Annotated in this window: 26 protein-coding genes; 10 read left to right on the top strand and 16 right to left on the bottom strand. The window is 64.5% G+C overall.

The window, feature by feature from the left end; genetic code table 11:
• Positions 1-11: 11 nt before the first annotated feature.
• The 4 genes from AC5RVB_RS07695 to AC5RVB_RS07710 form a co-directional block, all read right to left on the bottom strand.
• Positions 12-410, bottom strand: a complete 399-nt coding sequence (locus AC5RVB_RS07695) for a (R)-mandelonitrile lyase (RefSeq protein ID WP_227902935.1) — start codon at positions 408-410, stop codon at positions 12-14.
• 272 nt (positions 411-682) lie between these two features.
• Positions 683-1,624, bottom strand: a complete 942-nt coding sequence (locus tag AC5RVB_RS07700; RefSeq protein ID WP_494142388.1) for a hypothetical protein — start codon at positions 1,622-1,624, stop codon at positions 683-685.
• A 262-nt stretch (positions 1,625-1,886) separates the two neighbouring features.
• Entirely contained in the window at positions 1,887-2,261 is a 375-nt protein-coding gene (locus tag AC5RVB_RS07705) for a GyrI-like domain-containing protein (protein ID WP_494142389.1), read from the bottom strand.
• Positions 2,213-2,689, bottom strand: coding sequence for a MerR family transcriptional regulator (locus AC5RVB_RS07710; RefSeq protein ID WP_494142390.1), 477 nt, complete (start codon positions 2,687-2,689; stop codon positions 2,213-2,215). The genes AC5RVB_RS07705 and AC5RVB_RS07710 overlap by 49 nt, the downstream gene beginning before the upstream one ends.
• A gap of 136 nt (positions 2,690-2,825) precedes the next feature.
• Here AC5RVB_RS07710 and AC5RVB_RS07715 point away from each other — a divergent pair, with 136 nt between their 5' ends.
• Together AC5RVB_RS07715 and AC5RVB_RS07720 are read left to right on the top strand one after the other, a co-directional pair.
• Positions 2,826-4,160, top strand: a complete 1,335-nt coding sequence (locus AC5RVB_RS07715; RefSeq protein WP_494142391.1) for a sensor histidine kinase — start codon at positions 2,826-2,828, stop codon at positions 4,158-4,160.
• A 43-nt stretch (positions 4,161-4,203) separates the two neighbouring features.
• Positions 4,204-4,863: a response regulator transcription factor gene (locus tag AC5RVB_RS07720; protein ID WP_494142392.1), complete on the top strand. Its 660-nt coding sequence runs from the start codon at positions 4,204-4,206 to the stop codon at positions 4,861-4,863.
• Positions 4,864-4,927: 64 nt separating this feature from the next.
• Here AC5RVB_RS07720 and AC5RVB_RS07725 read toward each other — a convergent pair whose 3' ends face one another.
• The 8 genes from AC5RVB_RS07725 to AC5RVB_RS07760 form a co-directional block, all read right to left on the bottom strand.
• The gene (locus AC5RVB_RS07725) at positions 4,928-5,554 is read right to left on the bottom strand and encodes a GntR family transcriptional regulator (protein ID WP_290243703.1); all 627 of its coding nucleotides are present in this window, start codon (positions 5,552-5,554) and stop codon (positions 4,928-4,930) included.
• Positions 5,555-5,602: 48 nt separating this feature from the next.
• Complete coding sequence (gene tcuA, locus AC5RVB_RS07730; protein ID WP_290243700.1) at positions 5,603-7,072, bottom strand: FAD-dependent tricarballylate dehydrogenase TcuA; 1,470 nt, start codon at positions 7,070-7,072, stop codon at positions 5,603-5,605.
• 66 nt (positions 7,073-7,138) lie between these two features.
• A complete protein-coding gene (locus AC5RVB_RS07735) occupies positions 7,139-7,930 on the bottom strand; it encodes an N-acyl homoserine lactonase family protein (RefSeq protein ID WP_290244818.1) in 792 nt (263 codons plus the stop codon).
• A gap of 2 nt (positions 7,931-7,932) precedes the next feature.
• A complete protein-coding gene (locus AC5RVB_RS07740; RefSeq protein WP_290243698.1) occupies positions 7,933-8,826 on the bottom strand; it encodes an NAD(P)-dependent oxidoreductase in 894 nt (297 codons plus the stop codon).
• A gap of 9 nt (positions 8,827-8,835) precedes the next feature.
• Positions 8,836-10,323: an aldehyde dehydrogenase gene (locus AC5RVB_RS07745; protein WP_494142393.1), complete on the bottom strand. Its 1,488-nt coding sequence runs from the start codon at positions 10,321-10,323 to the stop codon at positions 8,836-8,838.
• Entirely contained in the window at positions 10,316-11,569 is a 1,254-nt protein-coding gene (locus AC5RVB_RS07750; protein WP_494142394.1) for an alpha/beta fold hydrolase, read from the bottom strand. The genes AC5RVB_RS07745 and AC5RVB_RS07750 overlap by 8 nt, the downstream gene beginning before the upstream one ends.
• Positions 11,566-12,885 carry an MFS transporter gene (locus AC5RVB_RS07755; protein ID WP_494142395.1) on the bottom strand — a complete coding sequence of 440 codons (1,320 nt, stop codon included), beginning with the start codon at positions 12,883-12,885 and terminating at the stop codon, positions 11,566-11,568. Before AC5RVB_RS07755 ends, AC5RVB_RS07750 begins: the two co-directional genes overlap by 4 nt.
• A 216-nt stretch (positions 12,886-13,101) precedes the next feature.
• A complete protein-coding gene (locus AC5RVB_RS07760) occupies positions 13,102-14,232 on the bottom strand; it encodes a serine hydrolase domain-containing protein (RefSeq protein WP_494142396.1) in 1,131 nt (376 codons plus the stop codon).
• Between the two features lie 80 nt (positions 14,233-14,312).
• On the opposite strand from AC5RVB_RS07760, the gene AC5RVB_RS07765 reads away from it, so the two are divergent.
• Together AC5RVB_RS07765 and AC5RVB_RS07770 are read left to right on the top strand one after the other, a co-directional pair.
• Entirely contained in the window at positions 14,313-14,723 is a 411-nt protein-coding gene (locus tag AC5RVB_RS07765; RefSeq protein ID WP_227902939.1) for a VOC family protein, read from the top strand.
• The gene (locus tag AC5RVB_RS07770) at positions 14,720-15,841 is read left to right on the top strand and encodes a saccharopine dehydrogenase family protein (RefSeq protein WP_494142397.1); all 1,122 of its coding nucleotides are present in this window, start codon (positions 14,720-14,722) and stop codon (positions 15,839-15,841) included. The genes AC5RVB_RS07765 and AC5RVB_RS07770 overlap by 4 nt, the downstream gene beginning before the upstream one ends.
• Here the strand turns inward: AC5RVB_RS07770 and AC5RVB_RS07775 are convergent.
• Positions 15,838-16,410: a GNAT family N-acetyltransferase gene (locus AC5RVB_RS07775; protein WP_494142398.1), complete on the bottom strand. Its 573-nt coding sequence runs from the start codon at positions 16,408-16,410 to the stop codon at positions 15,838-15,840. The genes AC5RVB_RS07770 and AC5RVB_RS07775 overlap by 4 nt on opposite strands.
• Positions 16,411-16,459: 49 nt before the next feature.
• Positions 16,460-16,654, bottom strand: coding sequence for a DUF8730 family Cys-rich protein (locus tag AC5RVB_RS07780; protein WP_227902942.1), 195 nt, complete (start codon positions 16,652-16,654; stop codon positions 16,460-16,462).
• A gap of 174 nt (positions 16,655-16,828) precedes the next feature.
• Between AC5RVB_RS07780 and AC5RVB_RS07785 the strand changes: the two genes are divergently transcribed.
• Entirely contained in the window at positions 16,829-18,226 is a 1,398-nt protein-coding gene (locus tag AC5RVB_RS07785) for an MBL fold metallo-hydrolase (RefSeq protein WP_494142399.1), read from the top strand.
• Positions 18,227-18,284: 58 nt separating this feature from the next.
• Here the strand turns inward: AC5RVB_RS07785 and AC5RVB_RS07790 are convergent, their stop codons facing one another.
• On the bottom strand, positions 18,285-18,542 hold the full coding sequence (locus AC5RVB_RS07790; protein ID WP_227902944.1) for a metal-sensitive transcriptional regulator: 258 nt from the start codon (positions 18,540-18,542) through the stop codon (positions 18,285-18,287).
• A gap of 129 nt (positions 18,543-18,671) precedes the next feature.
• Between AC5RVB_RS07790 and AC5RVB_RS07795 the strand changes: the two genes are divergently transcribed.
• Complete coding sequence (locus AC5RVB_RS07795; protein ID WP_494142400.1) at positions 18,672-19,262, top strand: rhodanese-like domain-containing protein; 591 nt, start codon at positions 18,672-18,674, stop codon at positions 19,260-19,262.
• Positions 19,263-19,332: 70 nt separating this feature from the next.
• Positions 19,333-20,094, top strand: coding sequence for a sulfite exporter TauE/SafE family protein (locus AC5RVB_RS07800; protein WP_494142401.1), 762 nt, complete (start codon positions 19,333-19,335; stop codon positions 20,092-20,094).
• A gap of 323 nt (positions 20,095-20,417) precedes the next feature.
• Here AC5RVB_RS07800 and AC5RVB_RS07805 read toward each other — a convergent pair whose 3' ends face one another.
• On the bottom strand, positions 20,418-21,974 hold the full coding sequence (locus AC5RVB_RS07805; protein ID WP_494142402.1) for a DUF2254 domain-containing protein: 1,557 nt from the start codon (positions 21,972-21,974) through the stop codon (positions 20,418-20,420).
• 62 nt (positions 21,975-22,036) lie between these two features.
• Between AC5RVB_RS07805 and AC5RVB_RS07810 the strand changes: the two genes are divergently transcribed.
• From AC5RVB_RS07810 to AC5RVB_RS07820, 3 genes are all read left to right on the top strand, one after another.
• Complete coding sequence (locus AC5RVB_RS07810; RefSeq protein WP_494142403.1) at positions 22,037-23,788, top strand: MDR family MFS transporter; 1,752 nt, start codon at positions 22,037-22,039, stop codon at positions 23,786-23,788.
• A gap of 1 nt (position 23,789) precedes the next feature.
• On the top strand, positions 23,790-24,245 hold the full coding sequence (locus AC5RVB_RS07815; protein ID WP_494142404.1) for a MarR family winged helix-turn-helix transcriptional regulator: 456 nt from the start codon (positions 23,790-23,792) through the stop codon (positions 24,243-24,245).
• Positions 24,246-24,547: 302 nt separating this feature from the next.
• Entirely contained in the window at positions 24,548-25,186 is a 639-nt protein-coding gene (locus AC5RVB_RS07820; protein ID WP_494142405.1) for a hypothetical protein, read from the top strand.
• Positions 25,187-25,228 lie beyond the last annotated feature (42 nt).

Consider the following 25,228-nt stretch of genomic DNA (forward strand, 5'->3'; position numbering starts at 1 on the left):
CTGCCGGCGGCCTAACGCGCGCTGTATTCCACGTCGGTGACCTGTTCTCCCCATTCGGCCTCGGGCCCCACCGGCGGCGCCTCCCACATGGCCAGATGCGTCATAAAACTGTCCGGTCCGGCGCCGTGCCAGTGCCACTCCCCCGGCGGTGTGTACACGGTGTCTCCGGGCCGCATGTGGACAACGAGTCCTCCGTAGGACTGGATCAGCCCGTACCCCTCGGTCACATGCAGGGTCTGCCCCACGGCATGTGAATGCCACGCAGTGCGGGCGCCCGGGGCGAAATGAACCCAGTTGACCCGCATCCGGGACGGGGACGGCCTCGGTGCGGCAAGTACTTCAAACCAGACGTCGCCCGTGAACATATTGGCGGGTCCCTTGGTGCTGGGCTGGCGTGGTTCCAGTTGCATGGCATCTCCCTGCCGGTGGGTGGGAACGGCTTCACTCAGAGCGGTTTCGCGCGGCACCGGACGGGATTCAAACCGCCGGACCGGCCTGCGGCCGCAAACCTGATTTCGACATTACAAGGGCTACTGGCGATGCGGGAGGGGAAAGCCCCGCTGCGCCGTTATGCCCCGCAGGAAGAGCGGCAGCCGGGGGCGGGCGAGACCCGCCGCTCCGGCTGCCGTGTTCCCCTGCCGGTGCTCCGGCCGGAGATATCCCGGCCGGCGAAACACCGGGCTTAGCCGTGGCGGCCGCGGGGCATGAGGGTCAGCGCGATGACCACAACACCGGCCGCCAACGTGCCCAGGCCAAGGACCGCCATCCCGACAGGGAAGCCGCTTTCTTCGATGCCGGTGTAGGCCAGCGCACTGGCGCAGGGCTGAACAGTGTTACCGCTGACGGGGTCCACCAGAGCGCCGTCAGGTCCCGTGGTGGGCACCGGAAGCCCTGCCGCTTCGGCAGCTGCAATGGCGGCTGCGGCGTCCGGGCAGGTGCAGTTGGCTGCACCTCCGCCGCCGGCAGCAGCGCCCCCGCCCTGCGAGGCGGTGCCGGTGGGACTGGTTGTCGGTGCGCCAGTGGTCGGATCCGTTGTCGGTGCCCCCGTCGTGGGATCCGGCGTCGGTGCCCCCGTCGTGGGCGACGGCGTCGGCGTCCCCGTGGTCGGATCCGGCGTCGGCGTCCCCGTGGTCGGTGACGGCGTCGGCGTTGCGGTAGTCGGCGTGGGGACCGGCGTATCCGTGGTGGGACAGGGGGTGGGGGCGGGCGAGGTGGTGGGTGGTGCGTCCGAGCAGCCGTTGGCCAGGAACTGTGCGGCCCGGACAGGGTCCTCGCGCCATGTCGCGCTTCCGCTGTAGCCCTCAAACGGCGGCACTATGTCCCCCTGGTGGCTGTCATGGCCGTTGCCGCCAAACACGCTGGACGTACTCACGGATTGATAGTTGTAGACACCCTCCGGCTGGCCCTGCGGGTGGTGGCAAATATTGACTTTGCCGGCACCCAGGTTGGGGGACGTTTGCGTCGGCATGCTCACTGCCTGTGCCGCTCCGGCAATTCCAAGGAAAGCGAGCACAAAAACTGCTAGGAAACTCAGGACACGGAGTTGGCGGATTTGTTTCATGGCGGTGATGCTCCTGCCGACGAGGGTGCGCTTCGTCAGCCGTACCCACCGAACGGCAGGCATGGCCGGATGCAGGCCCGGCGGGGAATGGACACAACGCCAACGTAAGGGAGTGGTCCGTTCCGGTAATCCGCCTGCCTGGCAGTGGTGTCAGATACCGGGTGAATTGCTGCTAGCTGGACCGAGCCTACGCAGCGCCTAAGTACCGGAATAGGGTGTTTACCGATACTGGTTCAGGTAGTTCCGAATTTTTCCGCAGGTATGGGGCTGCTGTCTTCCAGCCGGATCCCGCGGGCCGGCGCTCTCCCACCGGCCCGCGGCTGCCTTACGGCCGTTCCACCGGCTGCTGCAGCTCGGTCACCCAGTTTTGCTGGTCCTCGGTGTCTGAGCGCAGGTACACCTCCCGGCACGGACCCGAAGGTGCGAAACCGCGGGCAATAATCTCCGCGTGCACCGCCTGCCAGCTGTCACCGATCCGATCCATGGAACCCAGATGCACTCCGCAAATGGCGGCAGGGACCGCGGGCAGGTCCACCGTGAGCAGGTCCCCTGGCACCTCCGCGGAGACGGTGAAACCCACCACAATGTCCATTCCGTCCTCGCCCATGGCGTACTGGGCAACCGGGGTTCCGAGGGTTCCTCCGGCGGACGTCAGGGCAGCGCCGACGGCGTCGAACAGCGGTCCGACGACGCCGGCCACCTCCGGCTGTTCGGCGACGGCGGCGGTACGCGCCGCCAAGCGGAGGGCGGGCAGGGCTTGGAGATGATTTCGATCTGAGACATGGCATTTTCCTTTTCGATGAGGCGGAGCCTGCGCTCCACGTCGGCGAGCCTGGCGGTGGCCGTCCGCTGTTCGTTCTCCACTTCGGCACGCCGGATGCGCAGCAGCTGCGCAATCCGGCCGGCGTCAACGCCGGCGTCGAGTATGGAGGCAATGTCCTCCAGGCCGAAACCGAGCTGGCGGAGAGCAACGATCCGGTGCAGCCGTTCCAGCTGCGCGGGATCGTAGGAACGGTAACCGCTGAACCCATCCACGTGGGCGGGAACGAGCAGCCCGGAGGTGTCCCAATGCCGCAGCATGCGGTGGGTTACCTGCCCGATCTGCGCGAACGCTCCGATGGATAACATGCTTCAGTTCTCTTCTCTGTCACTGTGTCAGGGTCAAGTATCGCCTCCGATCGGCTTCATAACGGGGGTTTTCCCTACCCCGGCCCGGCGGCGCGCCCGGTGTCCGCAGGCCTCCGGGCACCGGCAGACTTGGATCATGACGCAATCACTGCCCGCCGCCTCCCGCCGAAACGGCGTCCCGGCCCTCTTCCGCGGGGAAACCTGGCGCGCTTTCGGCTATCACTGGATTTCCCTGGTGCTGACACCGCTCGCCTTTACCTACGCAGTGGCCACCGTGTCCCTTGGCGCCTCGCTGGCGTTCACCTGGGCCGGACTCGTGATTCCGGCGGCCATGATTGTGGGTGCCCGCGGCTGGGGCAGCCTCAACCGCAGCCTGGCGCGACACCTGCTGGGCACCGATCTGCAGGCGCCGGTGCCGTTTACACCCCGCCGCGGTTTCGTCGGCTTCCTCCGCAGCGGGCTGACTGACGGGGCCGGCTGGCGGGCGATTGTGCATATGGAGGTCTCTTTTGTCCTCTCGCTGATCGCATTCACCTTCAGCACCACGTTCCTGGCGCTAGGGCTCGGCGGCGTCACGCACTGGTTCTGGTACCGGTTCATCCCGCTGCAGCAAAGTGCCGACGGTTCATGGCACCGGGGCACCCAGGTCTTCCCCGAGGTTTATGCCGACACCCCCATGTGGCAGTGGATCTATGCGGGCGCCGGGCTGCTGATCCTGTTCTTCGTCTGGCCCTGGGTCAACAACGTCACCGCCCGGCTGCAGGCCCTGCTGGCCGCGGCGCTGCTGACACCGACGGCTTCAAGCCTGCGGGTGCGCGAACTCGAGCAGTCCCGCAGCGCTTCCGTTGACGACGCCGACGCCCGGCTGCGGCGGATTGAACGCGACCTCCATGACGGCACGCAGGCGCAGCTGGTGGCCATCGCCATGAAGGTCGGTGATGTCCGCGAGCGGCTCGCCGCCGGGGACACCGCCCCGGAGGTCCTGGCCCTGCTGGACAGCGCCAACGGCACCGCGAAGGAAGCCCTGACTGACCTGCGCGGCCTGGCCCGCGGCATCCGTCCCGCCGCCTTGGAGGATGGGCTGGACACGGCGTTGGAAACCCTGGCTGCCGGTGCCGCCCTGCCCGTCGCGGTGACCTACGCCCTGGGCCGCCGTCCGGACCCGGCCATCGAAGCCATTGCCTATTTCTGCGCGGCGGAGCTGGTGACCAACGCTGTCCGGCACGCCCACGCCACCCGGATCGACATCAGCGTCACTGCGCACAACGACGGCGAGGGGCTGCTGCTGACCGTCACCGATGACGGACGCGGCGGCGCCGCCGTCGGCCGCCGTACCGCCGCAGGCACCCGCACCGGTCTCGCCGGACTGCAGGAGCGGGCCGGATCGGTGGACGGCTGGCTGGAGATCGACTCCCCGGCCGGCGGACCCACCCGGGTCAGCGTGGAGCTTCCGCTATCCTCAAAGGCATGATTCTGGCGCACCCCGACCTCCCCTGCCCTGCCGCGGCTGCCGCATGAGGATAGCGCTGGCCGAGGACTCCACCCTGCTGCGCGTTGGCCTGACCGAGCTGCTTACCGGTCGGGGACACCAGGTGGGCACCGCCGTCGACAATGCCGCGGACCTGATCGCGGCCCTGGACAAAACGCCGGACGGCGAGCTACCCGACGTCGTGGTGCTGGATAACCGGATGCCGCCCACCTTCACCAACGAGGGCATCCGGGCAGCACTGACGCTGCGCCGCACCCATCCGGGTGTGGGTGTGCTGGTGCTGTCGCAGTATGTGGAGACACGGTATGCCGCGGAGCTGCTGGCTGGTACTCCTGCCGGCGTCGGGTATCTGCTCAAGGACCGGGTGGCCGACGTCGGTGATTTCCTTGATGCCCTGACGCGGCTGGCGCGCGGTGAGACGGTGCTGGATCCCGAGGTGGTGCAGCAGCTGATGGGCGCCTCCCGGCACCGTTCGGACCTGGACCGGTTGACGCCGCGGGAGACGGAGGTGCTTGAGCTGATGGCGCAGGGCCGCACCAATGCCGCCGTCGGCAGCACCCTGTTCCTCTCCGCCGGTGCGGTGGAAAAGAACATCACCTCCATCTTCGCCAAGCTGGGCCTGCAGCAGAGTCCGGCGGACCACCGGCGCGTGCTCGCGGTGTTGGCGTACCTGCAGTCGGCCTAGCCGGGACTTTTGTCAGCGCTGCCGACGACCCGGCGGCAGTGCGCCCGCAACGCACCGCAGCGGGCTATGCGTCACCCTCGGCGTACATCTGCATGCGGACCTCCCGGGCACCACTCATATGCTTTTCGGCGATCTCCCGTGCCCTCAGGGAATCTCGGGCGTCGATCGCGTCCAGCAGCACGTTGTGCTCTTCAAGAACCTCCTGCCAGCGGTTCTCGTACTCAAGAGTCGTTGTGGGGTATCGGACAAGGTGCACGTTAAGCCGGTGAAGCATATCGATGAGTGTTGGACTGTGGCTCGCTGCCCAGACGGCTTCGTGGAAGTGCCGATTGGACTCCGCCCGTGCGTGGGGGTCGGACCCGATGGCCTCCATCTCTGACTGCGCGGCCCGCAGACGGCGGCGGTCGAGTTCCGTAGCCCGTTCCGCCGCCGCCCGTGCCGCAGCGCCTTCCAACGTAATGCGGACATCGTAGATATCGATGATCTCTTCGGGACTGGTCTCGCGCACCTGAACACCCCGGGGAAGCCGCTCAACCAACGACTCCACCTCAAGCCGCTGCAACGCTTCCCGGATGGGCGTACGGGAAGTGCCGTACTCAGTAGCGAGGTTGGACTCACTCAACTGCTCGCCCGGTTTTATGCGCCCTTTAACGATGGCTTCACGAATCGACTCGTAAACATTTGTAGCCATTGGCACCCCCTTCAAGTCACATCGATTATCCACCCCCAGGTCGACCGGTCAGGCAATCATGCCTGCACGACGTCCGAACACCATGCCGGCGGTGAGTCCGGAACCTCCCGGGTAGTTGCCGGAGAAAAGTCCACCCAGAGCTTCTCCGCAGGCAAAAAGGCCGGGGATGGGTGCACCTGTTTCATCGAGCACCCTTCCGTGCAGGTCGCCCTTCAGCCCGCCAAAGGTGAAAGTGATGCCGCATGTAACCGGATAGGCGTAAAAGGGGCCGGTTTCAATCGGGGACGCCCAGTTCGATTTGAGCGGCTCCGTCAGGGAAACACGGCCGTCGAGCACCGTCGGGTCGAAGGGAACGTTGCGGTCGATTGCTGCGTTGAAGGTCTCCACGGTGGAAACAAGTGCCGCAGGGTCGACGCCCATCGCATGTGCAAGGCCTTCGATTGTATCGGCGGTATGGACCCCGATACCTGGCATGTCGTACTCCTCTGTACGCAGCATCGGCCGAAGCGTGGCATCAAAAATCTGCCAGGCGACCGAGCCCGGCTGCCGGAGGATCTCACGGCCGTACTTGGCATACGTGTAGTTGCGGAAGTCGGCGCCTTCGTCGAGGAACCGTTTCCCGTTGCGGTTTACGATGATGCCCAGCGGATAACTCTGCCGTGTGAGCCGATTGGTGAGTTCGCGGTTTGACTCGTTCTGCTCGGCTTCTGCGTCCCATTGAACCGAGTGGCATGTGGACCAGTCGCCGCCCTTCGCCGCACCGATCTCAAGGGCCGCGGTGATCATGTCGCCCTCGTTGTACGGCGTTCCCCGCACTTTGGCGTTCTCCCACCCCGCGCCAAGATGCTCCCTGCGAAGCTCAGGGCTGGATTCGAATCCGCCGGAGGCAATGATGACACTCTCGGCATGGAACTCATGCCCGTTACCTTCGTCATCGGTGGCCCGGACACCTACGACCTTCCCCCTGTCCAGGATGAGCCCGGTGACGTGAATTCCGTAGCGCACCTCCGTGCCGAGTCGTTTTGCTACAGCCGTGTGATCGGCTACCAATCCTTCGCCTCCGCCCACGTTGCCGATGTGCAGGCCGCCCCAAAAAAGGTAGGTACCGTCCTCCCGGGCGTATGCCTGCCGTTCGTACATCAGACGGTATTTCAGGCCAAGGCCGTTGAGCCAGCGCACCGCATCATGGGATTCGCTGACAAGCACATCGGCCATGTCCCGGTCGGTCTTGCCGTCGGTGACCTTGATGAGATCGGCCAGGTAGTCATCGGTCGAGTATGGCGGCACCTCGGTGACCTCGTGGCGGTCATCGAACTCCACAAGGCCCTTCAGGCTTGCCATGCCATCGTGGGCAATGCGGGTCGCTCCGGCGGTGTAGAAGCTGTTGCCTCCCGCCATGTCCTCCCGGCCGCGCTCGAGGACAACAACCTTGCGCCCCCTCTCAGAAGCAGCATGGGCACTCGAGAAGGCGGCGTTGCCGCCGCCGACTACGATGACGTCAAAGGTAGCGGTGTTCATAAATGGTTCCTTTCAAAGCAGTAAAACAAGAGATCTTCAAAGCGGTACAACGGGAGGTCGAAGCTGCTACTCCCTCGGGGGAACCCGCAGACGAATAATGCGCGGGTCAGCTAGCTGTTCATGCCGGGAAACCACCAGGGGGTCGTGTCCCGGCACAATCGCGCCATCCCGCCCCGCCAGGGCCTGCAAGGTGTCGAAAGCCGCGTACATACGGTCAACCTGATGTACCGCCCCATACGGACGGTCATCTTCAAAGTTGGCGTAAAAGTGGGATGCGTCGGAGGCAAGCACGATGGGCCCACGGGAGGTTTCAATGCGCAGAACCTGGGTGCCGGCAGTATGCCCGCCCACAAGGTGTGCGGTGATTCCGGGAACAACCCCGACATCGCCATTGACCAGTTCGGCTCGTCCACTGTCCACGAGTTTCCGAAGGCTCAACAGATCGTTATCGGGCCTGAGATGCGAGTAGGCTCCCCGGTGGGAATAGGGACCTTCCCAGAATTCGAGCTCTGCCTGCTGGACCAGGATCCGGGCATTGGGGTAGGCATCCAGGTACCCCGTGTGGTCGTAATGCAAATGCGAGAGCACCACAACAGCCACGTCGCCGGCCGCGAAGCCCAGCACCCCCAGCAGTTCTATCGGCGATCCCAAGTAGGTCCGATGGCCGCGTCTTGTGGCCTCCTGTTGCGTGAAACCCGTGTCGAATACATAGGGCACTCCGTCTTGCACAATCACCCAGGTGAAGTAGTCGATAGGCCATCGCTCGTGACAGTCTTTGGCATAGCCGTGGAAATGCTCGCCCTTAAACGATTCGGTCCGGTAGGCATAGCGAAGCGCGTAGACTTCCGTTCCTTCCATCGTCACGCTCCGTAGGCCAGACCGCGGTCGGTCCAGCCCTCCCAGAGCTGTGCAATAGCGGAATAGTCCTTCCGCCCCAACCCGGTTCCGGAAGCAATGTCGTAAACAGTCTGTGCAGCCTGGGTCGCGAACAACGGGGTGCCGGAGCGCTGCGCCATCGCCAGCGCCAGGGTGGAGTCCTTGCGTGCTGCTTCCAGCGGCATCCCGCCGTCGAAGTCGCCCGCTGCCATGCGCTGCATGATGCGGTGGTTCAGGGGCCGCTGCAGGCCACCATCCTCGCGGTCCAGCATTTTCGCTATGTCGGTGAGTGCCACACCTTCGGCCCTGGCCATGGCAAACGCCTCGACGAGCACTACCATCACGGCATGGGCGACACCGTTGTTGACGACCTTCGCCGCCATACCGGCACCGAGCGCGCCGAAACGCTCCACGCCAGCGCCGCCAATTGCCTCCAGCACCGGTTGCACGTCGGCGAGGACAGCATCTTCTCCGCCGACCAGCAGTGTCGCCTTACCCTGTTCCATTTGCGCTACACCGGATAGCACTGCTGCGTCGATCACCCGCACCCCGGAGGGTTCCAACATTCGCTGCCACTCGCGCACGTCGTCCGGCAACACGGTGCTGGTCTCGATAACGGTGGCGCCCTCATGCAGGTGGGGGGCCAGCTGCTGCAGCACGCTACGGGAAATTGCGGGATTGGGCAGTGACACCACGATGACTGCTTCCGAGTCGAGCTTGATCAGGTCATCTGTTGCCTCTATTCCCGCGTGCCGCGAGGCCAGTTCCCGGCGTTCCGCCGAAATATCAAAGGCAACAACGTCAAAGGCGGTCGCAAGCCGAGTGGCAATGGGCAACCCCATCTGACCCAGCCCGATGAGTGCGATGCGGTCCTTCATGTTTTGCTCCTAAGCCTTGATTGCGAACGGGTCGCGGATATCGTCGGACAGGTCCATCAGCACGTTTTTGGTGCGCAGATACTCGTCGAGTGCTTCCAAACCGCGTTCGCGGCCGTAGCCTGACTGTTTTACGCCGCCAAACGGTGCCTGGGCGGCTGAATACCGGTAGGTGTTGATCCACACGGTGCCGGCGATCAGGTCCCTGGCGACTCGGTGGGCGCGTTGCACGTTCTGCGTCCAGAGGCCGGAGGCAAGGCCGAAATCAGTACCGTTCGCGATGGTCACAGCTTCTTCATCGCTGGAAAAGGTCGTGACAGCCAGCACAGGACCAAAGACTTCCTCCTGTGCCAGCCTGGAGTCCGGGGCCACGTTCGTGAAGATGGTCGGTTCCACGAAGGCACCCCCGGCAAGGGTGCCATCCTTGGGGGCACCGCCTCCGGCAGCCAACTGCGCACCGTCAGTCTTGGCATCGGCAATCATTGAAAGAATCCGGTCGCGCTGGACGATGGAAGCAACGGGACCCATCTGGGTATCCGGATCCGTCGGGTCCCCGATGCGGATCTGGCGGGCAATCTCGGAAATGCGGGAGATCACCGTCTCCGCCACCGTCTCGTGCACGAGGAGCCTGGAGCCGGCAATGCAGGTCTGACCGCCGGCGGCGAAAATGCCGGCGATCACGCCGGGCACGGCACGGTCCAGATCGGCGTCTTCAAACACGATGTTGGCACCCTTGCCACCCAACTCCAGCGTCACGGGGACGAGGACGTCAGCAGCTGCGCGGGCAATTGCCTTGCCCGTCTCCACTGAACCGGTGAAAGAGATACGGCCTACGCGCGGATCCGTCGTGAGCGCCACACCGGCTTCCTTGCCTCCGGTGACGATATTGATGACACCCGGCGGGAACCCTGCCTCTTCCACAAGATCGGCAAGCCGCAGTGTTGTCAGAGGGGCGATTTCGCTGGGTTTAATGACGACGGTGCACCCGGCGGCTAGCGCCGGAGCCAGTTTGTTGGCGAGTAACTGCATGGGTGAGTTCCACGCCGTAATGAGGACCGCCACCCCAACCGGCTCCTTGCGGGTGTAGTCGAAGGTTTCCCAGGCATCCAAGGGGATGGTGTGCCCGTAGATCTTGTCCGCAGCTCCCGCAAAGAACCGGTAGTTCCGGACCGTGAAGCGTGCCTGGGTCGATGTTTCCCGCAATAGTTTGCCGTTGTCGGCGCTCTCCAAGTGCGCCAGGTCGTCCGCTTCTCGTTCGAGAATGTCGGCGAGCCGGTGCATCAGGCGGGCCCGCTCTGCTCCACTGGTGGTGCGCCAAGCCTCGAAAGCAGATTCGGCGGAAGCGAGGGCGTTGCTGACCTGCTCAGTGGCGGCATCGGCGACTTCGGCGAGCACCTCACCTGTCAAAGGACTGAGGACGGCAATCGTGCGTCCGGGTTCGTGTGCAATCCGCTCACCCCCGATCAGCATTCGGGTATCCGGAATGGTCGCTTTAACCACGTTTCTCTCCTATCAGGGACAACGCCCGTTCCAAGTGCGGGCGGAAGGCTGCCGGATGTTCGCAAATCGGGAAATGCCCGAGGCCGGGCATGGTCCAGTAGTGGGCCCCGTGGATCTTGCCGGCGGTTGCCTCCGACATTTCAGGAGTACACGAATAGTCGTATTCCCCGGTCATCATGATCACGGGACATTTGGCGGTGTCGATGTCGGCAACGATTTCCCGCCCGTCCCAGCCGCCGGAGTAAAAATCAATATCTCCGGCGAAGGTCCGGTGCCCGCCCTGGCCGTAGGTATGGAGAATCTGGCTGCGCATGGATGCAGGAGCGGCGGGTCCGATGAGTCCGTCGATCCATTCGGGTACAAAGAGCATCTCGTTGACCTCATGGTGGCCGGCCCACGGGGTGACACGGCCTGGGACGTGATCCGATGCCTCACAGGCTATGACTCCGCCGAGACGTTCGGGCGCGCGGTGGGCCATCATCAGGCAGGCTTCCCCCGCCATTGAAGCGCCCAGCAGGATGGGACGATCAAGATCAAGCGCCCCAATAACCGACAGAATCGACTCCGCGTAGCGTTCCGGCGTCAGCGTCCAGGAACCTATGGGACCGGGCAATTGCGCTGAGCGCCCGTGCCCGGGCAAGTCGAATGCGTAGACCGGGTGGCGGCTTGTCAGTTCGATATCCGACATCAGCGGATGCGCCTGCCGCCCGTCTGCGCCGGCTGTATGCAGCAGCAGGATCGGCGCACCCGTTCCAGTCCCTGCACGTTCGACGTAGAGGTCCGTTGAGGAGCCCTCCAAAGTCGTTGACACATAAAACGCCTCGATCCGGCTGCGGTCGATCCGGGGGTCGGCTGCCCGCTCTACCGGCGCGTCAACAACGCCTCGGGCTATTTCAAGCAGCCGCCGAATACTGTGGGCATGCTGCGCGAAGAGCAATTCCTCCCCGTCGATGCGCACCCCCGGGACGCGCATGCGCATGGCTAGGAAATGGTGCATGGTTGCCGCAGGTGCCCGCGACAACAATTGCGCCCACGCGTCCGAGGGGGCCATCAGGGTGAGGTCAGGTGCACCATCGGTGGGGCTCACGACGTCGTAACCGAGTTCCAGCGTCACGGCATTTGTGCCGTCGCTGAGCCCCAGCCGAAAGCTGGCATTCTGACGGAAAACCGTCAGCTGTTCGTCGAACTGTGCTGCCGCCGCCCAGCTGTCAATGCTCGTTGCGAGCGCTGCAAGGCCCTTCGTCACACCAAGTCTCCCTGGGCTACAGCCTTCCGCGATCGCTTTGCAGGCAATCCCTCGTCTTCGAACCTTCGGCCCGGCCGGGTGCCGATGTAGACGGCTACGAAGGTCAGGACCGACACGATGATCATGTATGGCGGAATGGAGGCAACGGCTCCCCATCCCAATCCGAGCAGCGCGGTAAAGATCAGCGGAGCAAATCCGCCGCCGAAAACGGCACCTACTGAGTACCCGAGTGACGCGCCGGAGTAGCGGACGCGCGGCGGGAAGAGCTCGGCGAACAGGGTCGCCATCGGGCCGTACATCAGGGGGTGGATAAGCCCAAGGCCAACAATGACAGTGATAAGAAGCGTCCCGGTTCCCGGAATTGCCTCGTTGATGAGGAAGAACGGGTAGGCGTAGGCCGCAAACAGCACAGCGCCCCAGAGGAACACTTTGCCGCGCCCCACCTTGTCGCTGAGTGCGGCGGCCAGGGGAATGGTGAATAGCTCCAGGAACCCGGCTGCCGCGACAATCCACAGGACGGACTGACGCTCCATCCCCAATGTGGTTGTGGCATACGTCAGCATGAAGGTTGCGAAGAAGTAGAAGCACACGAAGGGTGCCAAGCACATTGCAATGGCTAGCAGGATATTGACCGGGTGCTTCCGGATGGCCTCCAGGGCGGGGATTTTGGCGGGCTCTTCCTGTGCAGCGATGGCCTTGAACTCCGGGCTTTCGATCACGCTCAGCCGGATAAAGAGCCCCACCATCACCAGAACCGCACTGAAAAGGAACGGCACGCGCCAGCCCCACACCATAAAGGAATCCCCGGGCATAAGAGTCACCAAGGCAAAAATGATGGTGGACAGCACCAGACCGGCCGGGCTGCCGGCCTGGGTCCAGCTCCCCGCCAATCCCCGCTTGCCCTTCTCTTCATGTTCCACCGACATGAGGACGGCGCCGCCCCACTCGCCGCCCACCGCGAAGCCTTGCAGCAGGCGCAGCAGGAGCAAGAGGATGGGTGCCGCGACGCCGATGCTTGCGTACGTCGGGAGGGCACCAATGAGGAACGTTGCCACACCCATGCCGACAAGGGAGTAGACGAGCATTTTTTTGCGGCCAAGCCGGTCACCGAAATGGCCAAAGACCACGCTCCCGATCGGCCGTGCCAGGAACCCTGCCGCGAACGTCCCAAATGCGGCAATGGTGCCCACCAGGGGGTCGAATGAGGGGAAGAAAAGAACATTGAATACGAGCGCGGCAGCAGTGCCGTATAGGTAAAAGTCGTACCACTCAATCGTGGTGCCCACGAATGAAGCCAGGATTACCTTGCGGGTCATCGCCTTCGAATAACCCTGTTGCCCAGTCGAGCTGACTGTTTCGTTTCTCATTTGATCGCCTCCGGTGTGTGTGCTGCATCACAGCGTATGCGACTGTATACAGATGTATGCGAATGCGCAAGAGATTTGTTTTTTGTTTCAGGGAACGCGCAGGCGGCACCCCGGCTGCATCACGGGATGGGAAGGAAATAAGGCTTTGTCACGTCCGGGATCCGGTTATCGGTACAGGCTTTGGCGCAACGCCGCGAACGGCTCCCAGAAGTAGTCGAAATTATCCTGTGGCCCGCTCATAAAGCGCTGGGTGAACACCACGCCGATATCCCCGTTGGGATAGACCGCTGCGCTCGTCCCCGATCCGCCCGCCCAGCCCCACATGCCGGGTTCGGACCAGTGCGCCCCCAGCCCGGTCTGCACTGCGGTCATAAAGCCCCAGGACTCATCCGGACCGGACATTTCGATCATGCCTTCGCGCTGCGGCGAGGTCAGCTGGTCATCAGTCATCTGTTCCCGGAGATCCGCGGGCAGCACGGCGTCGTCGGCCAACCCGGCCAGAAAGCGCAGGTAGTCCGGCACCGTGGACACCATGCCGCCGGCCAGGGATTCGAACTTCGGCGGCACCGCCATGGCGTCCCGGTAGAGTGCCGCTTCCTGCAGCCTGCCGTTCACTTCCTGGTAGACAGCGGGGAAGGTTTCCGCCCCGGTGGGAAACCCCGTGCCGCTCAGGCCAAACGGTTCGCTGATCCGCTCCTGCAGCAGCTCGCCCACCGATGCATCGGCTGCCTTGGCCAGCACCACCGAGAGCAGATCCGCGCACGCGTGGTACATCCAGCGCTCACCCGGCTGATGGGCCAGCGGCAGGGCAGTAATCCGGGCCAGATACTCCTCCGGGGTAAAGTCCGGCGGGTTCGGCCCCCACAGCAGGTCCCGGGTGGCGGCAGCGTACGGAGTCGGAGCAAAGTCGACACCAAGCCCGGCGGTGAAGGTCAGCAGGTGCCGGACGGTGATCGGGCCGCGGGCTGGAACCGAGACGGTCAGCGGTGCATCCGGAGTCGCCAGCACCCGGAGGTGGCCCAGCGCCGGCAGCATACGGGACACGTCCTCTTCCAGCCCCAGCGTTTCGTCCGCCACCAGGCTCAACGCCAGGGCGCCACCGTAGAGCTTGCTGAGCGAGGAGATGCGGAACGGGGTGTCTTCGGCCATGGGCACCGCCTGCCCAAAATCCAGCGATCCGGTGGCAAACACTTCGGTTTGCCCGTTCACCCGGATACCGGCAACCAGCCCGGGGCACCATCCTGACTCAACGGTCTCGGACAGCTTCTCCCACAGCGGTGCGCCGATGCCTGGCATGGGTCCACTGTCCGCCGGTGCCGCCGGAGAGTCAACGGGCACTGGCGCTGCGGCGGGTTCAGGTATGTATGCTGTCCGCCATGACGGCGCCCCTGGTCTATGTCCTGTTCCCGGCAACTGCCCGCGAAGCCCTCACGTTTTACGCCCGGATCTTCGGCGGTGAGCTGTCCCTGCACACCAACGCGGAGTTCGGCAGCGGAGGAGCGCCGGACGCCATTGCGCACGGGGTGCTGGACGGCGTCGTTTCACTGGCCGGGGCGGATGCGGATCTGCCCGGGACCAGTGTCCGGATGGAGGGCATGATGCTCTCGCTCCTCGGCACCGCTGAGCCGGCGCGTCTGCACGAGTGGTTTGACCTCCTCGCCGCCAACGGGCGGATCGTGGATCCGCTCGGACCCAAGCCGTGGGGGGCATCGGACGGGCAGGTCATCGACCAATACGGACTGCACTGGCTGATCGGATACGAACCCGAACCGGAGGAGACAAAATGAGCGGCCGCATTGTCCTGCTCGGCGCCACCGGATATACCGGCGGGCTGGTCCTGGGGGCACTGTTCCGGCGTGGTCTGCGGCCCGTCCTGGCCGGACGCAATACTGATGCGCTGGCCGGACTGGCTGAGGAACACGGCGGGCTGGAGTTCGCTGCGGCAGACGCGACCGACCCGGCCAGCGTCCGCCGCCTGTTGGATCCGGGTGACGTGCTGATTACCACCGCGGGACCGTTCGAACGCGTCGGCCTGCCGGTGGCCGAAGCAGCCGTGCGGGCCGGCGCCCGGTACATCGACACCACCGGTGAGGTGGGGTTTGTCCGCACACTGCAGGAGCGGTTCCACCGGCAGGCGCAGGACACCGGTGCCGTGCTGCTGCCGGCCTTCGGTTATGACTATGTGCCGGGCATCCTGGCCGGCGCCATGGCGGCGCAGCAGGCCGGAGATGCCGGGCGAAAGCTCGACGTCGGCTATTTCACTGCCGGCGCGCTAAACCCGGGGCTCAGCCAGGGCACCCGGGCCACCATGCGCGACGGATTGTTCCTGCCCGCCGTGCGTTTTGCCAACGGCCGCCTGGTCGAAGAGCGGGCAGCGGCTGAGGTCCACGATTTCCCGGTGAGCGGGGCGCGCCGTAACCGCAAGGCGGGATTCCTTGTGCCGGGCACGGAGGTTCTTTTCCTGCCAAAGGCCTTCCCGCAGCTGGACGCCGTGTCGGTGTACAACGGCTGGTTTGCCGACCTCAGCCGGGCAATAAGCCTGATGTCCGCCGCCTCCCACACGATGGCCCGCTCCGCCCGGGGCCGCCGCCTGCTGGAGAGACTTACCGCGCCGATGCTCGGAAAACCGGGCGGGCCGGACAGCAGCCAGCGGGCAAAAACACGCACCCAGGTGGTAGCCACGGTGACGGGCACAGACGGAAACCTGCTGGCCGCCGTGCAGCTCACCGGCCCGAACGTCTACACCCTGACCGGTGAGCTGATCGCCTGGGGAGCCGAGCAGCTGCGCGACCGTCAGGATCTCACCCCCGGTGTGGCCGGCCCCCTGGATGCCTTCGGCCTCGACGGACTCACCATGGGATGCGCCGCGTTGGGCCTGGTCCCGGTAGAGTCCCGCCGCGGCTAGGCGGGCGTTTCGCCGTTCCGTATTGCCGAATAAATTAGCATGTCCCGGCGCTGCCCGGAGATTTCCATGTAGCTGCGCAGCAGCCCCTCCCGCTCAAAACCGGCATGTTCTGCACTGCGGAAGGACGCGGTGTTCCATGGTTCGATATACAGCTCCACGCGGTGCACCTCCGGGATGCTCCAGGTAAATGCCAGCAGCGCGGTGAGTGCCTGGGCGGCGACACCTGCACCCCGCTCACCCGGCACCACTGCATAGCCGGCCTGGGTGCGGCCCTGCTGCAGTTCCCAGCCCCACAGGCCCATCTGGCCGATGGCCCGGTCCGTGGCGGCGTCGGCAATGGCGAAGGAGTACCCGGTTCCCCGGACATGCATATACCGCTGGCGTTCGAGCCAGTCCAGTGCCTGTTCATGGGTTGCCCGTGCCGGCAGGCTGCCCACCGTGGGGATGTAGGTGTCCTGGGCAAGGTCCATGGCCATGCCGGCGTCCTCGTCCCGGAACGGACGGAGCCGGATGCTGCCACTGGAGGGTTCAGCCGCGGGCCACGGCGGAATTCCGGTGCTGGTTTCCATGGGCACAGCCTGCCACGGCCGTGCCTGCGTGTCCCGGAGGCGCAGGCACCTACTTGCGGCCGAACAGCTTTCCGAGCCAGCTGCTGCCGCCGGAAGGCTGGGCACCTACAGCCGTCTTGCCTGCATTTGCGCTGCAGGTGCAGCGCTCACCCTTGGGCACATTACGCATCACCTGGTCCACGTGGTTGCCGCATCCTGCCCAGGTGGTCTTTCCGCACTTCCTGCATGTAGCTGCCCTGCACATTGTTCGAACTCCGTTTCGGATCGATGGAAAAGTCTTGGTTCGACCATCCTGACAGATACCCCCTAGGGTATGCAAAGCCACGTCCGGCAAGTTGCAGCTATACCCCCTTGGGTATTAGCGTGGGAGCGGATCGGATACCCCCGGGGGTGTCCAACGGCAACCAAAGGAGACAACATGCTGCTCGAACGCATCTATGACGAGGACCTGGCCCAGGCGAGCTATTTCATCGGCTGCCAGCGCAAGGGCGAAGCTGTCGTCGTTGACGCCCGCCGGGACATCGACACCTATTTGGAACTTGCTGCCGCCAACGGCATGCGCATCGTGGCAGTGACGGAAACCCATATCCACGCCGATTACCTCTCCGGCACGCGGGAACTGGCTGCCGCCACCGGCGCCGAAATGTACGTTTCCGGCGAAGGCGGAGAGGACTGGCAGTACCGCTTCGCGGCGGAGCGCCTCCATGACGGCGATGCCATCAGCATTGGCAACATCACGCTGAAGGCAGTGCACACCCCCGGCCACACCCCGGAACACCTGTCCTTCCTGGTCACCGACGGCGCCTTCAGCAAGGACCCCGGCTACCTGCTCTCCGGCGACTTCGTGTTCTCCGGCGACCTGGGCCGTCCGGACCTGCTGGATGAGGCCGCCGGCGGCGTCGACACCCGCTTCGAGGGTGCTCGGCAGATTTTCCGCAGCCTGCAGGAGAAGTTCGTGACCCTGCCGGACCATGTCCAGGTCTACCCCGGCCACGGCTCCGGCAGCGCCTGCGGCAAGGCCCTGGGCGCGCTCCCGTCCACCACAGTGGGCTACGAACGGCTGTATGCCTGGTGGGGACCGTATGTTGCAGCCGGCGATGAGCAGGGTTTTGCGGATGAGCTGCTCAACGGCCAGCCGGACGCCCACGCCTACTTTGGCCGGATGAAGCGTGAAAACCGCCAGGGTCCGGACGTTATGGGCGAGCGCCCTGAACTCGAAGAGCTCGCGTCCGACGACGTCGCCAGCCGGCTCGCGCAGGACAGCATCACCTTCGTAGACACCCGGCCGCACACTGCAGTGCATGAGCGAACCGTCACCGGTTCAGTGAATATCCCCGCAGGCAAAAAAACCGCCAGCTTCGGCGCCTGGGCAGTGGATCCGGAAACGGATGACCGCCCGCTGGTGCTGCTGGCCGAGGACGGCGCCGCCGCGCGGGAAATGTGGGACCACCTGGTCCGCGTGGGCATTGACCGCGTGGCCGGCTACACCAGCAGCCTGGACGGACTGCCGACCACCACGCCGCGGCGGATCAGCCCGGAGGAACTGGAGAACTTCGACGCCGCCCTGGTGCTGGACGTCCGCAACAAGACCGAACACGCGGACGGACATATCCCCGGGTCAGACCAGCTCAGTGCCGGCCGGGTGCTGTGGAACCGGGATCAGCTGCCAGCAGACGGCACCATCGTGACCTACTGCCAGAGCGGGGTGCGCAACTCCGTGGCCGCGAGCGCCCTGCGCCGCGCCGGCTTCGACGTCGTTGAGCTTGAAGGCAGCTACGCAGGCTGGTCGCAGTGGAAGGCCGCGCCGCCGGCCTAACCCGGAGCACAAGAAAGGGGGTGCTCCACATTGCGAAGCACCCCCTTCCCCGCGCCCGTCAGGCCAGGGAGAGGAAGAGTTTTTCCAGATCCTTCTTGTCCATGGAGCCATCCTCACTGGTCAGGCACTGTTCCAGCCCGGCAGCAATAATCGCGAATCCGGCCTTATCCAGGGCCTTCGAGACGGCGGCGAGCTGCGTGACGATGTCCTTGCAGTCCCGGCCTTCCTCGAGCATCCGGGTGACGGCGGCCAGCTGGCCCTGCGCGCGCTTGAGCCGGTTGACGACGGGGGCAAGTTCAGTGTTATCGAGCTGCATGGACACTCCTCGGTAGATTTCTTGCTCCAGTATACCCCCGGGGGTTTACCGGACAGCAGTGGCGGGCACCCCAAACCGCATCAATCCAAAGCACCACAACAGCAACACAACCATAAGAAATGAGACCACATGGCCTCCGCACTTCCCGCCGTATCCGAACTCGACGCCGCAGCACTTCTGGAGCTATCCGGTGAGACCAAGGATCTTGTCATCATCGATGTCCGCTCCGCTGCCGAATTTGAGTCCCTGCACATCCGCGGTTCCTACAATGTGCCCCTTCCCCTGCTCTCCGAGCACACCGGCACACTGGCCGAGCGCCTCGGGGGCAGCGTAGTGCTCGTCTGCCAATCCGGAGTCCGTGCCGAACAGGCACGCGGGCACCTGGCAGGCGCCGGCGTCGAGCGCGCAATGGTCCTCAAGGGCGGTGTACCCGCCTTTGCCGCCGCCGGCGGCGAGGTTGTCCGCGGCGCCCGGCGCTGGTCGCTGGAACGCCAGGTCCGCATGGCGGCAGGCACGCTCGTTGTTGCCGGGCTTGCCGGGGGCCGGTTCGTTTCCCCCAAGGTCCGCTTCCTTGCCGGAGGGATCGGTGCCGGGCTGGCCTTCTCGGCCGCAACCAATACCTGTGCCATGGGCCAGGTCCTGGCCAAGATGCCGTGGAACAAGACTGCCGCCGAGCCCACCGCACAGTCCGCCATCGGGCAGCTGCCCGCTTCCCGCTAGCCCCGCCGCAGCGGCCACCGCTTTGTGCGGACGGCCGCTGCCCGCCGCCGCTTCAACCCTAGGACCCACCATGACCCTCGCCCTCGCGGCAACCCTGCTGCTCTCCGTATTGATCGGCCTTTCGCTCGGCCTGCTCGGCGGCGGCGGTTCCATCCTGACCGTCCCCATCCTGACCTACGTTGCCGGCCTCAGCCCGCGTGAAGCGATCGCCTCCTCCCTGTTCGTAGTAGGCCTAACCTCGGCAGTCAGTGCCATCGGGCACGCCCGCAAGGGCCGGGTGAAATGGCGTACCGGTCTGATCTTCGGCGCGGCCGGCATGGTGGGCGCCTTTGGCGGCGGACTGCTGGGCGGCAGGATCCCCGGCACCATCCTGATGATCGCCTTTGCCCTGATGATGGTGGCCACCTCTGCAGCCATGATCCGCGGACGCAAAACCGTGAAGGCGGCAGGTGACGGTGAACTCCGCGTCGGCAAGGTGATCATCGAGGGCCTGGTCGTCGGCCTGGTCACCGGCCTCGTGGGTGCCGGCGGCGGCTTCCTGGTGGTGCCCGCCCTCGCACTGCTGGGCGGACTGTCCATGCCGGTGGCCGTGGGCACCTCGCTGGTGGTCATTGCCATGAAGTCCTTCGCAGGCCTTGGCGGATACCTGACCACGGTGTCCCTAAATTGGCCCCTGATCGCAGCTGTCACCGTCGCCGCCATCCTGGGCTCGCTCATCGGCGCCCGGCTGGCCGGACGCATCCCGGAAGCTGCCCTGCGGCGCGGTTTCGGCATCTTTGTCCTGGTCATGGGCATCTTCGTCCTGGCCCAGGAGCTGCTGGGACTCCGCTGAGCCGGAGCAGCAACAGGGAAAAGGACCGGCCGGGGCGCTTGCCACGGCCGGTCCTTTTGTGCTCAGCGGTTGGATCGAGTCCGCAAGATTTACTGGTTTCGGCAGCTAGTCTGAAAATTTTGCAGATTGGATGCGCTGTTGCCTTCCGTGGAACAGATTTTCCCACGCTCTGGTGCAGGTGGTGCAGATGTTTCCCCATCCGAAACTCCAGCCACACTGCGTGGGATCTTGGGCGCGCCGAACGATCTTCAGCCCCGGAAATGGATCGGTTCGGGATGCTCCCGCCATTTTGGGAACATCCTGCGGCACAGTTTGCCTGCGCTTCACACTGACCGGGTTTCTCCGGCCCGGTCAGTGAAGGCAGCGTCAAGGTCTCCGGCTAGGGCCTCCTCGACCCGACGGCCCATATCGCGGATCTCCTCCTCATCAGCCACCACCATTTCGCCGCGGACAGTCTCCAGCACCAGCGAATTCTGCCGGCGGATTTCCTCCCGCTGCCCGTCGTTGACGGCCGTGGCGGCGCAGTCCCGCAGCAGGCGCAGCACCGCCGTCAGCACAATCGGCTCCGACTGGGCATAGCGGCGCACCGGACCGCAGACCAGGTCCAGGAAGTACCGGTAGTCCCGGCCCTCCGTGACCAGCCGCTGCACCCCCTCGGCATCACGGTGCGCTTCAGCGCCCAGCCTGCGGCGCTGCAGATCCACCAGCAGATCCGCGCAATAACCGGCGGCATGGGCTGCAGTAATGGGATCGTTGATGCTGGGAGAAATGGCTTTCACCGCAATATCGGTCAGCTGCCGCAGCCCGAGAGCCGCATCCTGCTCCGGCGTCCGCTCATAACCAATCTCCAAGGCCTCCGCCAGCGCCTTGCGCACCGCCGGCAGCGGCACCTCCCCGCCGTCGTCGGCCCACACCCGCGCCACCGGTGACCCGAACGTGACATGGTCACCCGGCTGAACCATCACCCCCATGCTCAACCGGTGCTGCTGCAATACCGTCATCAGCGGTTTCCACTCCACGGCCTGCACAATGCCGCTGCGCCCCACGGACACCAGCGTTCCGCCCTCGGGCTGCTCAAATTCCTGCACCTCACCCGTTTCGGACAGCGGATAGGTTTCCCGCAGGACCGTCAGGCAACCTTGGTGCGCGTTGCGCATCATGGTGTCCACGCGCAGCGAGCGGGCAATATGCCCAATGAACAGCAGCAGCACAATCCCGGAGGCTATGCCCAGCACGTAGACCAGACCGACCACCAGCACCGGCACCGGCCGGCCCGGATCCATCCCGTGCAGCCCGGTGATACTGACCAGGAATGTGCCGAGCAGTACACCCAGGACCGCCTGGGTGCGCACATCCCGGGCAAACTCACGCAGCAACCGCGGAGAGAACTGTTGTGAGGCCAGCTGCAGGGCCACCACAGTGAGCGAGAACGTCACAGTGGCCGCGGTCATCACACTGGTGGCCACAGTCTGCAGCAGACTGGACGCGGCTTCGACGCCGGCGGGCCAGATCCACTGCGCCCAGGCAGCGTCATCCCCAGGGCGGACCTGCATTAGCAGCAGGGACACCACGAGCGCTGCAAGCGAGGCACAGCTGGGCCAAAACCATAAGGAGGCGCGGAGCCCCTCCCGCGAGAATCGAACCCGCGGCTCCGGGCCACGGGGATCGGGCGGAACGGTGGTTGCACCGTGGACGGGCTTAGCCATGGGGACCCCTCTGAACGCAGGACTACTCTGGATCCCAGTCTGCCCGGCTTCGTGGCGGGGCTCCACTTCCCGGCCGCCACCCGATGCGCCTAAACGAGCCGGCAGCCGACGACGTCGCCAACAACCGCCCGTTAGATCCCTCACAACCACCGCTAAGCGAGCACCCTGCAGCATTGCCGGGCACTATAGTTGACTTAAATCAACCTTTGACCTGAGTCAACCACTTTGGAGTATGCATGTCCGTCTCCCCTGCCCTGCAGGATGCCCGCGCCGAGGCCGAAGCCGCGGCCAAGCGCAAACACCGTGAAGTCCTCCAGGCCCTGACCGGCCTGCTGCTGGGCATGTTCGTCTCGATGCTGGCCAGCACCGTGGTCAGCACCTCACTGCCGGTGATCATTTCCGACCTCGACGGCGACCAGGCAGCCTTCACCTGGGTGGTCACCGCCACCCTGCTGGCCACTGCGGTTTCCACCCCGGTCTGGGGCAAGCTCGCGGATCTGCTCAACCGCAAGGTCCTGGTGCAGCTGGCACTGATCATCTTCATCGTGGCCAGTGCAGCAGCCGGTTTCGCGCAGAACACCGACTGGCTGATTGCCATGCGCGTGATCCAGGGCATCGGTGCCGGCGGACTCGGCGCACTGACGCAGATCATCATGGCGGACATCATCTCCCCGCGTGAACGCGGCCGCTACATGGGCCTGTTCGGCGCGGTGATGGCCCTTTCCACCGTGGGCGGGCCGCTGATCGGCGGCGTTATCACTGACTTCGCCAACTGGCGCTGGAACTTCTACATCGCGGTGCCGCTGGCCGCCGTCGCGCTGTTCATGATCCAGAAGACCCTGCACCTTCCCGCATTGAAGAAGCGCAAGGTCACCATCGACTACGCCGGCATTGTGCTGCTCGCGGCATCGGTGTCCGTGCTGCTGATCTGGGTCTCCCTGGTCGGCACCGACTTTGGCTGGGCAAGTGCCGCCACCGCCTGGATGGTCGGCGGCTCCCTCGTGGGCCTGGCCGCCTTCGTGGCCGTCGAGCTGAAGTCCTCCGAGCCGCTGATTCCGCTCACGCTGTTCCGCAACCGCACCTTCACCTTCTCGGTGATCGGTTCCCTCGCCGTCGGCGTGGCCATGTTCGGCACCTCCGTGTTCCTGTCCCAGTACATGCAGCTGGCCCGCGGCGCTTCGGCAACAATGTCCGGCATCATGACCATTCCGATGATGGGCGGACTGCTGGTCGTCTCCACCATTGTGGGCAAGATGATCACCAAGACCGGCAAGTGGAAGGCCTACGTGGTTTCCGGGTCGGTCATCCTCACCGTGGCTCTGGTGCTGATGGGCACCATTGAATACGACACCAACTTCTGGCTGGTTTCGCTCTACATGTTCCTGCTTGGCGCCGGCGTCGGCATGGTCATGCAGAACCTGGTCCTGGTGGTGCAGAACGATGTGCCCACCCGCGACCTCGGCGTGGCCAGCTCCGGCATCAACTTCTTCCGCACCATCGGCGGCACCATCGGCGTCTCCGCACTCGGCGCCGTGCTGGCCACCCAGGTCACCGACCGGATGGCACAAAAGCAGGGCGAGCTGATGGGCGCCATTGCCGCCCTCGGCGACCAGGGCAAGGATATTGCCGCATCCCTGGCCTCCGGCAGCATTCCTGCGGTCAGCGCCCTGCCTGAATCGGTGCGCGTGATTGTGGAATCGGTTTACGGCTCGTCGGTGGCGCACATCTTTATGATCGCCGCCCCGCTGGGCGTGCTGACCCTGCTCGCCGTGCTGTTCCTGCCGAACCTGGAACTGGGCAGCATGACGCGCCACGAGAAAATGCAGGCTGAAGAATCCGCCAAAGCCGCCGCCACTGCAGTCAACGGTGCGCCCGCCCTTGAAACACCGGAGGAAACTCCGGGCGACACCGCCGCCCGCATAGCTTCCGACGCCGAGGCAGCCGCCGGACAGAATCCGGACCTTCCGGCCGGAAAGCGGGGGAACTAGCATGACGGCGCCGGCTCCCGGGGAGGCCGCTGCGAAGTCCTCGATCGAGGAGGTGGAGCGTCAGTTCGCGCACATGCTGGCGGCTGCGCGGCGCACCTTCAAGGAATCCGCCCTGGCCGTGCACCCTTCGCTGCAGCCGTTGGGCTTCACTGTCCTGATGACCCTGTATCAGGGCACCGAATGCCAGCAGGGCGCCGTGGCGGAAGCCCTGCAGGTGGATAAGGCACTGCTGAGCCGGACCGTCTCCCAGCTGGAGGCCCTCGGGCTGGTGTGTCGCCGGGCTGATCCGTCCGACGGACGGGCCCAGCTCCTGGACCTGACGCCGGAGGGCCGGGCCCGGTTCGAGACCGCCCACTCAGCCAAGCGCTCCCGTCTGCGGGACCGGCTGGAAACCTGGCATCCCGACGAGGTGGAGCGGCTCTCGGAGCTGCTGAACAAGCTCAACGAGCGGGACTGAGTTCGGATAATCCGGCGGCCGGCAACCTTCGGGTTGCCGGCCGCTGTTTTCCACGGAACTCAAGCGTTTCCTTCGCTTCGGATAGCCAGCTAAAGTCCGACTAATTCTTAGCGTAATTCCTCTTACACTGTTCAAATCAATGCCGATAGAGAATAACCGCACGAGCTTAACTAAAGCTACGGCGCAACACCACCCATTGCACGGTTATTCGAGGACAAGAATTGCGCAAACGAACTGTAGTACACGTCGATGTCGACGTACATCCGACACGCCCGGGATACCACCTAGGAAAATACACAATTTTGGGAAAGGACTATGCAGAGCCTTTTGAAGCGCCCAAACCCCTCGTATACTCCCGCGAGCTCCGCAAAGCGGTGAAGAAAGATTTGAAGGCCAACGGTATTGGCCGAAGTGCTATATGCGTTTGGCGAGGAAGCAACGCCAGGGATATACCTGCCAAGGAAAAGTGGGTCGCTCGTGGAGTCTTATTCTTCATGATCTTTGCAATGTTGCTGCTCACAGCGTCGATACTCGTTATTCAATTCATCGACCTTCGCGACGGCAAGCCCCCTCTCGACAGCGCTGGCCTGTTAGCCGCTATAAACGCTGCCATTGCTGGGGCTACTGGATTAGGCGTTTTCCTGGCTCGATCCCACAAATTCAGTGACCCTATTGAAGTTACGACGACGTGGCTCCTAATTAACCTGGGTCCAGTTATGCTGGTCATGTTATACAACATGATTCTCGTATACGGATTCTTTGAATTCACCCGAAGAATGGACATTATTCTTGCAATGATTGGCTGGATTGCTGCAGCCGCAACTTCCGTGATGTCCGCCGCCTTTAGTACTCTGCGTTGGACATGGATAGAACGTATACAGTCGGACTACCCGACAGTCCGCCCGTTTGTGGACGAAATCCGCTTCCGGGAAGCCCCATAGTCAACCGTCCCCCTTTGCTCAGGCCCTGATGGAAGGATGTCC

It is taken from the genome of Arthrobacter sp. Y3225209, assembly GCF_059090685.1.